Source organism: Sphingobacterium sp. 18053, assembly GCF_902706145.1.
GTDB classification, from domain to species: Bacteria; Bacteroidota; Bacteroidia; order Sphingobacteriales; family Sphingobacteriaceae; genus Sphingobacterium; species Sphingobacterium paramultivorum.
Genome location: NZ_CACSJW010000012.1, coordinates 22,283 through 35,238 on the forward strand (window position 1 = coordinate 22,283; position 12,956 = coordinate 35,238).

Below are 12,956 nucleotides of genomic sequence, written 5' to 3' on the forward strand. Positions count from 1 at the left end.
AAAAAGTATTTGACATGAACATGGAACAATTTGCACAGGACGGGCAGGACATAAAAATCATTGAAAAATTGGTTACTAAAGTCCAAGATATGCTTACTCCAGGGGAAAAAATAGATTATATTGCAGTTCAAAAGAAACCTGCAGTTACTATTTTACCAGATAGTATCACCATCAGTAATAAGCGCATATTTATGTGCGAATTTACTAAACTGGGTCTGGCTACTGATTTTGAAATCTTCGGTTGGCAAGATATCAAGGATATTGCCTTTAAGGAAGAAATCTTCGGTTCAAAAGTTACGGTTATACCATTTACGGGCGAGAATTTAAGCATAGACTATATCCCTAAAGTTCAGGCTAGAAAATTGTATCAATATATTAAAGCCGCCCTTGAAAACTATAAAAAAGCGGAATTGGCGGCCGAAAAAGAAAAAATAGTCATTGCTCCAACAGTTGCTAAGGAAGTGATTATCGAACGACCAGAAAATAATATACCAGTTCAGCCAGCAGTTACAGCTCCGGCGGCACCTCAACCTGTTGTATCGGCACCAGTAACTCCGCCAGCGCCAACGGTATCAAACATCCCGCCCGCTCCACTCGTTAAAGAAGAGGAAGATGATGAAATTACCTTAAAGCTCAAAAAATTAAAAACACTCTTCGACAAACAATTGATTACCCAAGAGGAATACGAGAGTAAAAAGAGAGAAGTTTTATCCAGTTTATAATCATAAATGGGAGAAAATATATAGTGAAAAATAACTATTTACTGGCACTTTTAAGTGCCTTTTTATTGTGGTTGGGCTGGCCTCCAATCCCCTATTCCAGTCCATTGTTATTTATTGGGTTTGTGCCTTTGCTGATTGCAGTAGAAAATATTATCCGCAGTGAAACACTCCAAAGAAAAGGCCGTAAAGTATTTCTTACAGCGGGACTCACGGCTGTTGTTTGGAACACGGCTTCCATTTACTGGGTATACAACTCCATTTCGGCAGTTATGCCGCCTTTTGCAGCTGTTGTTATCAGTCTGATACCTTTTTGTCTTGGCGCCGCTTTAATGGCGTTGGCTTTCAGGTTATATGGGCAATTACGAGGCAAAACGAACATCCTGTTATCCCTTTTCGGATTAATGGGATTCTGGATAAGCTATGAATTTCTACACGAATCCTGGGATTTAGCCTTCCCGTGGATGACTTTAGGCAATGGTTTCGCAAGTTTCCACCAATTGATCCAATGGTACGACATCACAGGGGTCTATGGCGGAACAATATGGATCTGGCTGGTCAATATCTTGGTATTTACACTTTACCTCAATGGAAAAGGACTTTATCCCATCAAACGTAAGATTGTCCCGATTGCCTCTTTGGCGACTATATTGTTGGTTCCCAGCGCCTACTCGCTCCTACGTTATTTCAACTACGAAGAACATCAGAATCCTGCACAGATTGTTGTTGTTCAACCGAATATTGACCCTTATATTAAATTCAATTTAAGTCCCGAGGAACAATTAAACACCTTATTCGCCTTATCAAATTCAGTCGCCAAACCCAATACGGAGTTTTTCATCTGGCCTGAAACTGCACTTTCACAGAACGGCGATTTTGACGAGGAAAACTTTAGGGAAACCTATTCTTACCAGCGCATTTTAAAATTTTTAGATCAATATAAAAATGGTAATGTACTTTCAGGTATTGAAAGCTATCAGTTGTACAACTATGCAAAAACACCTACTGCGCGTGAAATAGCTCCTAATGTATACCAGGATAATTTCAATGCTGCGACATTGATCGATTATTCCTCCAAACTTCAGTTTTACCATAAGTCTAAACTCGTGCCGGGCGTAGAGCAAATGCCTTTTGGCGCAGCGATGAATTTCCTGAAACCTTTATTTAAAGCGTTCGGCGGTACGACAGGTGGCTACGGGAAACAGGCCGAACCTTCGGTATTCTATGCCCAAAGCGGTATTGGTGCCGCACCCGTAATCTGTTATGAATCCATTTGGGGCAATTATGTTTCCCAATATGTCAAAAAAGGCGCTCAGTTTATTGCGATCATCACCAACGATGGCTGGTGGGGCAATACTTCGGGTAAAGACCAGCATTTACAGTATGCAAAACTGCGTGCGATTGAAAACAGGCGCTGGGTTGCTCGATCCGCAAATACAGGGATTTCAGGCTTTATCAATCAACGAGGCGATATTGTACAACAGACTAAATGGTGGCAGCCTGCGGCCCTAAATCAGGAAATTAATTTAAATGAAGAAATTACTTTCTACACGCAAGCAGGTGATATTGCTGCCTATTTGGGCTTGGTGCTCGCAATGGGAGGACTTGTGATACTCATCGTGGTCCGACGAAAAAAAGAACTTATCTAAATTGAACAGTAGCGCCAAACTGAAATAGTAATTTGGCGCTATTTTTTCAGTATCAGAATGGGAAAGCACCAATCCTATACCTTCCTCGGCAAAAAGAACCTAATTCTGATGAGCCCCCGGCACGCCAACGCCTATCAGCTATAATTAGGAAAATAAAATGATAAAAATAAGTCATTTAATACCTTTAATTTACTTTGGAGATTTGTAATTTTGCAGCATGCAAGTATATTTTGATAATGCAGCGACTACAGCCTTAGATCCTGAAGTAATAAAAGTAATGGTGGATGTGATGAACAATAACTTTGGAAATCCATCTTCTATCCATAGTCACGGACGACAAGTAAAAACAATTGTAGAAAAAGCACGTAAAACGATTGCCAATCTACTTCATGTATCTCCAGCAGAGATATTCTTCACATCGGGTGGAACCGAGGCCGACAATATGGCCATCGTTAGGTCAATCGCCGACTTTGGGATAACCCATGCCATCACCTCACCGATAGAGCACCATGCCGTATTACATACGTTAGAAGAACTTGAAAAAGCCGGTAAGGTGCACCTCGACTTATTAGAAGTTGACGAAAAAGGTAATTTAAATCTCAACCAGCTGGAAGAACTTTTAAGTACCAATCCGCGTACTTTTGTTTCCATTATGCATGCCAATAATGAGATCGGAAATCTCAACGATATTCAACGTATCTCCGAGTTATGCCAAAAGTATAATGCGATATTCCATTCGGACACGGTACAGACCATGGGGCATTATCCACATGATCTTGGTAAACTTAAAATAGATTTTATAACAGGGGCTGCACATAAATTCCATGGCCCAAAAGGGGTGGGTTTTCTTTACATCAATGCGAATAACAAGATTAAACCGTTAATCTATGGTGGAGCACAAGAACGCAACATGCGTGGTGGAACAGAAAATGTCTATGGAATAGCGGGTCTTGCCAAAGCTTTAGAACTTGCCTATGAGCACATGGAAGAACACCACGCTTATATTCAAGGACTCAAATCTTATATGATCGACGAGTTGCAAAAAGCAATCCCTGAGATTGATTTTAATGGTGTAATCGAAGCTGATAAATCACTGTATACCGTACTAAATGTTTCTTTCCCATGTAGTGACCTTGCCGACATGCTTTTATTCAACCTGGATATTGGGGGTATATCTTGCTCTGGTGGCAGTGCCTGCAGTTCAGGAACAGATATAGGCTCGCATGTATTGGGAGCAATAAAATCCAGTTCGGAACGACCTTCAGTTCGTTTTTCATTCTGCAAGCATAACACCAAAGAAGAAGTTGACTTCGTCGTAGCAACGTTAAAAGAACTTTGTACTAAAAACAACTAATATTTTAATAGTTGACAATAGACAACGAATAAGATCGCTCAATGTATCGCAATTAAAAATTCAAGCAAGAATTCTTAATCAGCGCTACATTGAGTTAGATAAGTTTAATCTTGCTCCAGCGCGCTATCAGAGCGGCAAGCTGGAGTAAGAGGACTTCCCCATCCAACAGCAAGTTACACTGCATATTTGTATTCGCTAAACCGTTCTGGATACGTACCCCCCATTTTCGACAATTACATAATTAACTGAACTTATATGTCCTGAACTTATACAGCATCATACCAACTTAAGCCTAAGAACAATTTTCAATCAGTTTTTAGACAGTGATCAGTCACTCCTTATTCAGTTCATACTGAGTAAGCACTGAACGAGCACTGAACAATCACTGAACAAGCACTGTTAAAAGAGCCTATTTGATCCGAACTTGCTGCGATTAAAAATTAAAGAGAAGAAGGGAAGAAAACTTTCAGTATAATCCCAATTAAGGATTGCAATACTGGGAAAAGTGAATAATTTCAAAAAAATAAAAAAGCCGAAAATAGATTCGGCTTTTTCATTCTTCATACATCTTTTATGCTAGATTCAATTTTTTGTCAAGACATAATATTTGGAAATATCTCCCGTAATGTCATTTCCGGAAAGATCCAACTGACTGAGTATCCGATTCCCTAATTTGAACTTATAGTCGACCCCATCCAGTGTAATGATGTTGCCATCCAATTTCCATTTTCCTTCACGCATAAACACATCATCACTTTTATTAAGGTATTTAGATGAATATTGGTAGGTGTTGTCAGCATGCAATGAAATAAGTGTTTCTATACCATCACAATCCGCACAAGGCATTACACCTTTGTATTCACCAATCACTACTTCCGCCTTATCCCTACCTTTTAGGTCCTGTAAATTATCTTTATAGACCGCAACACTTTGTTTGGGATTATCACATCCCACCATTCCAATTGTCAACAACAAACCCACAATCCAAATAAACCTTTTCATCTCATTCCAAATTCAAAAAAATCAGCATCTAACAGTTACACCAATAAATTCATAACAAATTAAATACCAAAAATTTAGAAAAGATTAAAAATCATCTTCATCGTCGTCTGTCAAGAATGACAATGCACCTTGTAACTCGCCCAAAGCATGGAAATTACGTGTCTTGCGGGCGATCTCTATTCCGGATCTATAGGTAGCAATCGCGGACTCCTGTTTATTTAATTTTTCGTACAATTTACCCAAATGATAATAAGTTCCTACATAATCTGGATTCGTATGTACTAAATTCTCGAATCTTAACATGGCCTCTTGTTCATCTTCCTGCTTGAGATATTCAGCTGCAATTGCATATTTTAAAAAAGGATCTTCGGGGCTCTCTTTCAAAAATTCATTCAGTTGATCCAATCGTGTCGACATATCTTTTTTATTTCAAACTTAGACAAATTGCATTTTATATGCAATTTAATTGTGTATCCCCCTCAAACAATTCCGCATCTCTCCATATCACACGAAAGCTTTTTATAAACAGGAACCCCGAATGAGCTGCGATGCTTTCTAAAATTACTATGCTAGCATATAAAATGACAATTTACTGACGCAATAAATCCATTATCAAGAACCGGCTATTTAAAATAAAAAATTACAAAAAAGACAACAAAACACCTAAATATCACATCATATCAAAAAAAATAAACAAAAATAACTGGTAAAATTAAAAATTCATCAAAATCACAAGACGACCCTTTAACAGAATTTAAAAGGCCTTAGCGCTTTTTAATTGAAAGAAAATATGGTAAGTTTGAGTAAAACCAATCGTATATGAAAATATTAGTTTGTATAAGTAATGTCCCTGACACTACATCTAAAATCACTTTTACAAATGACAACACTGCATTTAATACAGCTGGTGTACAATTCATTATAAACCCTTATGATGAAATTGCTTTATCCAAGGCAGTTGAGTTGGCTGAAGGTGGAAAAGGAAGCGTAACTGTCATCAATGTGGGCGATGCATCTACAGATGCAACCATTCGAAAAGCATTGGCAATTGGCGCAGACAATGCTGTACGGATTAACGCCGCTCCACGCGATGCTTGGTTTGTTGCTAATCAGATAGCAAAGTATGCCAAAGACAATGCATTTGACTTAATTTTAACTGGCCGCGAATCAATCGACTATAACGGTGCTCAAGTGGGAGCAATCCTAGGAGAGCTGCTGCATATTCCTTCTGTTTCCATTGCCAAAAAAGTTGACATTGCGGGCGACGCAGTCACAGTTGAGCGCGAGATTGAAGGTGGAAAAGAAGTATTGACAGCAAAGCTACCGATCGTCATTGGTACAGCAGAAGGTGTTGCCGAGCCAAAAATACCTAATATGCGTGGTATTATGAGTGCGCGGACGAAACCATTGGATGTGCTCGAACCTTCCGCTATAGACGTTCTTGAACACATTGTCAGCTATGAGACACCAGCGCCGCGCGGTACGGTCAAACTTGTTGACGCTGCCGAGGTAGAAAAATTAGTTTCTCTTCTTCACGACGAAGCTAAAGTTATTTAATCTTTAAACGCTAAAACACCATGTCTATACTCGTATATGTAGAAAATACCGATGGAAAATTCAAGAAATCTGCTTTTGAAGTTGTTTCTTATGCAAAATCCATCGCCGATAACATACAGACTGATCTTGTTGCGATTTCAATTGGAAATGTCGCCGGAGACGAACTTGCTGGCTTAGGCAAGTACGGTGCTTCCAAAGTATTAAATGTCGACAATGAACGACTCGCTTCTTTTGTAAACCAAGCGTATGCAAGCATCATTGCTGAGGCCGTAAAAAGTACCGGTTCAAAAATACTTGTGCTGTCCAACTCATTCTCAGGTAAGGGACTCGCACCACGTATCGCAGCCAAATTAGAGGCTGGTCTGGCCGATGGCGCACTCGAATTGCCGAAAATCAATGGCGACAAACTGACTGTCAAAAAAACAGCGTTCTCCAATAAAGCGTTCGCTACGCTCGAACTATCTTCGGATATAAAGGTCATCGCATTAAGTCCAAATGCATATGAAACAAAAGAGACCGGTGGTAGCGCAACTGTCGAAACTTTTGCTCCGAATATTGACCAAACAGATTTCACAACGATGGTCAAAGAGATTGTCCGAGCAACAGACAAAGTTTCCTTACCGGAAGCTGAAATCGTCGTCTCCGCAGGCCGTGGTTTAAAAGGCCCCGAAAACTGGGGTATGGTGGAAGAACTTGCAGACGTCCTTGGTGCAGCTACAGCATGTTCAAAACCCGTATCTGATGCAGGCTGGCGCCCGCATTCGGAGCACGTAGGCCAGACAGGTATTGTTGTTAGCCCCAATCTCTACATTGCTATCGGTATCTCCGGAGCAATACAGCATTTGGCGGGAGTAAGCTCTTCTAAAACAATCGTTGTCATCAACAAAGATCCAGAAGCGCCCTTTTTCAAAGTGGCCGATTATGGAATTGTAGGCGATGCTTTCGAGGTCGTTCCGAAATTAACGCAGGCATTGAAGGCTTACAAAGGTATTTAAAGCTTTCATCCGATATATTCTCCCCATTTATCCAAAATGAATGGGGAGTTTTTATTTGTTATAATTGCATATAAAAGCAAATTTATCTAAGTTTGTAGACCGCTTTGGAATTAAAATGAAGAAAATCAGATTAGATATCGTTGGTTTATCCTATAGTCAAACGCAATCTGGGGCTTATGCTCTTGTATTGGGAGAAGTGGAGGGCAACAGAAGATTGCCCATCATTATCGGCAGCCACGAGGCTCAAGCTATTGCTATTCGGATAGAGAAAATGATTCCTAGTCGTCCGCTGACACACGACCTATTTCAATCTTTTGCAGATTCTTTTGGTATTAAACTCATTGAAGTACTGATCTATAATTTGATTGAAGGGATATTTTATGCTAAAATTATCTGTTCCGACGGCAACAAGATTGTCGAGATTGATGCCCGCACATCCGATGCCGTTGCACTGGCTGTACGGTTTGAAGCTCCGATCTATGCCTACGAATTTATTATGTCCTCTGCTGGAATTATCATTGAAGGACATGAGTTTGCATTTTTGGAAAACCTAGACAAATCCAATAAAGTTCAGGATCCAAGTGTTGTTGAGGTCGAAGAAAAAACACCTTCAAAATCCCCACAAAATCCTTTCTCCTCGTTGACAGATGAGCAACTGGAGCAAGCACTTAATCAGGCATTGACCGAAGAAAACTACGAGCAGGCTGCATTGATTAGGGATGAGATTTCCAAAAGAAAATAACTCCTTTCATTAAAGCGAAACAAAAATTTTAAATAACATCGATTTATGTCTATTAAATTAAGATTGACCATTATGAGCTTCTTTCAGTTTTTTGTCTGGGGAGCATGGTTGATTACAATAGCAAACTATTGGTTTGGCACAAAACAATGGGATGGTACACAATTTGGAGCTATTTTTGCAACCATGGGGATCGCTTCTTTATTTATGCCTACCCTGATGGGAATTATCGCCGATCGTTGGATAAATGCCGAAAGATTATATTTTATTCTTCACTTATGTTATGCGGGTGTTTTATTCTATTTACCGCAGGTAAATGATCCAAACACCTTTTTTTATGCAATGCTTGCGGCAATGTGTTTTTATATGCCGACTTTGGCCCTATCCAATTCCATTGCGTATACGGCATTGAATGAAAATAACTACGATTTGGTCAAGGCATTCCCGCCTATCCGAGTTTTCGGAACGATAGGCTTTATCGTTGCCATGTGGATCACCAATTTAACAGGCAACAAGGCTACAGCTTATCAATTTTATATCGCCGGAACCGCAGCTTTGGCTTTAAGTCTCTATGCTTTTACATTACCTAAATGTCCACCGAAGAAGTTACAACAGGAAGATGCTTCCTGGACACAACTATTAGGCTTGGAAGCATTTAAACTTTTTGGAAATTATAAAATGGCTTTATTCTTTATTTTTTCCATGTTCTTAGGTGCCGCACTCCAATTGACCAATGCCTACGGTGATGTATTTTTGGATGAATTTAAATTCTACCCTAAATTTGCAGAATCTTTCGTTGTGAAATATTCGACCATCATTATGTCGATTTCGCAGATATCCGAGACACTTTTTATTCTTGCTATTCCATTTTTCCTCAAAAGATTCGGTATAAAAAAGGTCATGCTGATTTCGATGTTTGCCTGGGTATTACGTTTTGGATTATTCTCATTTGGTGACCCTGCAGGCGGACTTTGGATGATTGTATTATCCTGCATCGTCTATGGTATGGCATTTGACTTCTTTAATATCTCAGGTTCTCTATTTGTCGAAACCTCGACAACATCACGTATACGCAGCTCAGCACAAGGCTTATTTATGATGATGACAAATGGTTTCGGTGCCGTTGTAGGCAGTTTTGCATCGGGTTGGATCATTGACCATTACTTTACCAAAAGTTTCCAAAACAGCAAGGATCTCGCACAATATCTGGATACAACAATCGATAATACCCATTTTCTACATTTTCTACAGGAAAAGAGTATTTCAATATTACCTGACGGTATGTTAAGTGGTAACCTCATGCTAAAAGACTGGCATGATATCTGGCTTGCATTTGCCATTTACACCTTGGTTATAGCAATCTTCTTTGCTGTATTCTTTAGACATAAACACGAGCGTGAACCGCTAAACTCAAAATAACCGAAAGCCGCTAATTGCGGCTTTTTGTATATTTGTAACATGCAAAGCACAGCAACGGAATTATTCAAAGATTCCCAATCCTACATCTATAACTGGACATTTCAATGGATTAAACAACTTGGCCTTGATAATCAGGGGAGCCATTTTGTTAACTCGATCCTTTTACTCTTACTGGTTATCCTGTTTTTGATCGTCATTGACTATTTCACCAAAAGAACATTACTCCTGTTAACAATCAAAGCCATCAGGCGAAGCACAAATCGCTTTGACGATCTATTGATCCGCAATAAAACGCTGAAACTTATTGCTCATTTTGTTCCGATATTAGTGGCACAATATATCATGCCCATTATCTTCATGGGTTTTCCAACCTGGAAAGAAAACAGCAATAAAGTACTTGACATAGCAACGACCGTCGTCAGTTTACTGATTATTCACTCGCTTCTGAAAAGTTTACGGGACATGCTGCGCATGAAAAAATCTTTTGCCGACAAGCCCCTGGAAAGTTATTTACAGGTCTGCCAGATTATCCTATTATTTATCGGTGGAACGATCTGCTTTTCGATATTGACAGGAAAATCCCCTTGGTCCTTCTTATTATCCTTGGGTGCCGCGTCAGCAATCTTGATGTTGGTGTTCAAAGACACTATTTTGGGATTTGTTGCCAGTATACAAGTTTCGGCCAATGACTCCATCCGTGTAGGCGATTGGATAGAAATGCCTAAATATGGCGCCGATGGAACTGTCAAAGAGATTAACCTCAACAATGTGAAAGTGCAGAACTTTGATAAGACCATTACGACGATACCGACGCATACACTATTGTCGGATTCTTTCAAAAATTACAGGGGCATGCAGCAATCGGGCGGGAGGCGCTTAAAACGAGCCATAAACATCAAAATTTCCACGATCCGTTTTTTGGAAAATGAAGAAATTGAAAGGCTCAAAAATATACAGATTCTGCGGCCTTATATCGAGGAGCGTGCCAAGACAATTGACCAATTCAATACGGAACAGCAGATAGATCAATCAAGTCCCATAAACGGTCGCAAAATGACCAATTTAGGAATGTTCAGAGCTTATACACTCACCTATCTACGTCAAAATCCCAATATTCACAAGACCATGCCCTTGATGGTACGTCAGCTTGCTTCAACCGAACACGGTGTTCCGGTCGAACTTTATTTCTTTGTAAATGATATCCGCTGGGAATATTACGAAGGAATTGTTTCAGATGTATTCGACCACTTATTTGCTGCAACAAAATACTTCGACCTGGAGATCTTTGAAAATCCGGCATCAGATGATTTCCGGCAGGTTATCCAACAACAAAACCTTCATGACTTCGCAGACCAACGGCAGTAGGAGCGAACTGAAAGTTCTTTCCGGCCAATAACATCAGTCGCTTTCAGAAAAAAAAGCCGCTACCGCACTAACATTCATATACCAGGTTAACGGCTTAACAAAGTTTGTAGCTGCAAACCGGATAAAGTGTAGATATAGATCGTAGTAGAAGGACTTAAATTTTGGCAGCATAATTTAAAGTGAAAGGTCTAAAAACAGTGAAAGGTAATCTGGGGAGATTACCTTCACTTTAAAAACAAACTAAATTTTCAGACGTGTTTCACAACAGATCTACACATTAACCCTAACTCTTTATGAATCAAAAATTACTCTACACAAATATAGGATGGTAATGTTAAGTGCATCTTAAGCTATCTTTAAACTTAAAACAACTCTACAATCGGTTATTTATCTCACCTCAATAGTCTTCGTTGCTAGGTGTACTCTATTGAAAAGATCAACAGCCTGAACCTCAATCTGATATTTACCAGCTTTTAATTTAGGCAAATTAGCCGTCCACAGATGACTGGATTTTTCGGGGTTTGAAGGTCTACGCGTATTCTTTAATTCAGTTGCTGTATCGTACTTAGCCAAAGAATTTAGAAATGCTGGATCGTTTTCATTGACAAAATCCATTTCCTTCCATTCGCCCTCATTGATTCTATACGTTACCTTGTCACCTTCCTTTCCAATAAAAAAATTAGCGTATATCGGATATCTCTTTGTGTATTTTTCTGGAACGACCGAAGCTCCATATAAATCGATCTGATACGTTGCCGGCTTACCTACAACCTTATAATCAAAACTGTATTGGTTGCCCTCGATTTTTAAAATGGCATACCCTTTTGGTGTACCGTCCCGCATTGTAGAAACAGGAATTCCCTTTTCATTCAACTCGCCCGAATACCAGTCACCAGAGGTTGTACCTACATTATATTCGTGATGTGGCTTTTCTTGTTTCCATCCGTCCTTTTGTCCATAAAAATATTGGCGCTGAAAGTGTGTATGCGCAGACAAAGACAAGGTATGCTTAAATGGAGCCAAAATATCGAACAGACGTTGTCTATCTTCATTACGAAAGACATCCGAGTTTTGATGATATAAAGGAATATGAAATGCCAATACAATCAATTTATCTTTAGCTACGTTTTTTAAGTCATTTTCCACAAAATCAAGCTGATCTTTACGAAATCCACCTAAATAACCTTTACCTGTCCGCGGATTCGGGTAAATGATATTATCAAGAATGATAAAATGCGTGTTTCCATAATTGAACGCAAAGTTATTGGGGCCAAAAGTCTGCTCGAACGATTCATCGGAGAGGCTATCCACTTTAGCATCATAGTTCATATCGTGGTTTCCCATGACATTATACCACGGTAATCCCATCGTGGAAATCACCGATTTATACTTTGGCTGTAGTGAAAGATCATCTCCCACTAAGTCGCCTAAGCTTATTCCAAATTTCGCAATTGTCTTATCTGAAATTTCATTGATCACACCATTTTTGAAATAGGCTAGTTCTTCCTCCGTGTAGGCTTGTGGATCACCAAAAACAAAAGCTGAAAAGTTAGGATCTTCATCTTGTTGGTACAATGCAAAATTTACAGCAGCCGGGATTTTCCCTGTAGCAGCAACTGCAGGATATTTTGAAGCTGGACTACCGTTTAACTTATGGATATAGTAGAATTTTGGATGGTTATTTTCATCCAAAGGCAAAGCGTAGCCTGTCGGTTTAACCACGAAAATGATGTTGTCATTTCCAACAGGCAACTGATAATTGCCATCTTTATCGGTTGTCGTCACCTCGCGCCCGTTACTAACAGCAACGGAGGCAACGCCTCTTTCGTTTTTATCCAATTTTCCGTTTTTGTTTATGTCTAGATAAACTTTTCCTTTCGCAAAATCTTGGGCCTGCACCGCATTTACGAATGCCCAGGAAATTGCTAATGCCAAAAATGCTTTCATATGAAATTTTGTTTTGGCGCTAAAGTATTCGATTCAGGTTAAAGGAGTATAAAGAGAATATAAAGAATTTATCAAAAAACAAAGGTAACAATTTAAGACTTCCGTATTAATTAACGCATATTTAATAGTATCGTTATAGGGACTTTATCCGTGTTTTATTCGTATTCATCCGAATGAGGTCCCTATTAGCTCCCTATAAAATCCCTATTA

Annotated in this window: 11 protein-coding genes; 8 read left to right on the forward strand and 3 right to left on the reverse strand. The window is 39.4% G+C overall.

Going from position 1 to position 12,956, the window contains the following annotated elements; translation table 11 throughout:
• Positions 1 to 14 precede the first annotated feature (14 nt).
• From GVK91_RS24550 to GVK91_RS24560, 3 genes are all read left to right on the forward strand, one after another.
• Positions 15 to 722, forward strand: coding sequence for a PH domain-containing protein (locus tag GVK91_RS24550; protein ID WP_159731796.1), 708 nt, complete (start codon positions 15 to 17; stop codon positions 720 to 722).
• A gap of 23 nt (positions 723 to 745) precedes the next feature.
• On the forward strand, positions 746 to 2,368 hold the full coding sequence (lnt, locus tag GVK91_RS24555; RefSeq protein WP_159731798.1) for an apolipoprotein N-acyltransferase: 1,623 nt from the start codon (positions 746 to 748) through the stop codon (positions 2,366 to 2,368).
• 217 nt (positions 2,369 to 2,585) lie between these two features.
• Positions 2,586 to 3,722, forward strand: coding sequence for a cysteine desulfurase family protein (locus tag GVK91_RS24560; protein ID WP_159731800.1), 1,137 nt, complete (start codon positions 2,586 to 2,588; stop codon positions 3,720 to 3,722).
• A 582-nt stretch (positions 3,723 to 4,304) separates the two neighbouring features.
• On the opposite strand, the gene GVK91_RS24565 is transcribed toward GVK91_RS24560, so the two are convergent.
• The gene (locus GVK91_RS24565) at positions 4,305 to 4,724 is read right to left on the reverse strand and encodes a copper resistance protein NlpE (protein ID WP_075991319.1); all 420 of its coding nucleotides are present in this window, start codon (positions 4,722 to 4,724) and stop codon (positions 4,305 to 4,307) included.
• A gap of 84 nt (positions 4,725 to 4,808) precedes the next feature.
• Positions 4,809 to 5,141 (reverse strand): lipopolysaccharide assembly protein LapB, encoded by a 333-nt coding sequence (locus tag GVK91_RS24570; protein ID WP_120335375.1) that lies wholly within the window; start codon positions 5,139 to 5,141, stop codon positions 4,809 to 4,811.
• A 402-nt stretch (positions 5,142 to 5,543) separates the two neighbouring features.
• Here GVK91_RS24570 and GVK91_RS24575 point away from each other — a divergent pair, with 402 nt between their 5' ends.
• The 5 genes from GVK91_RS24575 (at position 5,544) to GVK91_RS24595 (ending at position 10,799) form a co-directional block, all read left to right on the forward strand.
• Positions 5,544 to 6,281, forward strand: coding sequence for an electron transfer flavoprotein subunit beta/FixA family protein (locus tag GVK91_RS24575; RefSeq protein WP_159731802.1), 738 nt, complete (start codon positions 5,544 to 5,546; stop codon positions 6,279 to 6,281).
• A gap of 20 nt (positions 6,282 to 6,301) precedes the next feature.
• On the forward strand, positions 6,302 to 7,276 hold the full coding sequence (locus GVK91_RS24580; protein WP_159731804.1) for an electron transfer flavoprotein subunit alpha/FixB family protein: 975 nt from the start codon (positions 6,302 to 6,304) through the stop codon (positions 7,274 to 7,276).
• 115 nt (positions 7,277 to 7,391) lie between these two features.
• The gene (locus GVK91_RS24585; RefSeq protein ID WP_046674002.1) at positions 7,392 to 8,018 is read left to right on the forward strand and encodes a bifunctional nuclease domain-containing protein; all 627 of its coding nucleotides are present in this window, start codon (positions 7,392 to 7,394) and stop codon (positions 8,016 to 8,018) included.
• Between the two features lie 45 nt (positions 8,019 to 8,063).
• A complete protein-coding gene (locus GVK91_RS24590; protein ID WP_075991314.1) occupies positions 8,064 to 9,434 on the forward strand; it encodes a nucleoside permease in 1,371 nt (456 codons plus the stop codon).
• Between the two features lie 39 nt (positions 9,435 to 9,473).
• The gene (locus GVK91_RS24595) at positions 9,474 to 10,799 is read left to right on the forward strand and encodes a mechanosensitive ion channel family protein (RefSeq protein WP_159731806.1); all 1,326 of its coding nucleotides are present in this window, start codon (positions 9,474 to 9,476) and stop codon (positions 10,797 to 10,799) included.
• 387 nt (positions 10,800 to 11,186) lie between these two features.
• On the opposite strand, the gene GVK91_RS24600 is transcribed toward GVK91_RS24595, so the two are convergent.
• Positions 11,187 to 12,746, reverse strand: coding sequence for a calcineurin-like phosphoesterase family protein (locus tag GVK91_RS24600; RefSeq protein ID WP_159731808.1), 1,560 nt, complete (start codon positions 12,744 to 12,746; stop codon positions 11,187 to 11,189).
• Positions 12,747 to 12,956: the final 210 nt, after the last annotated feature.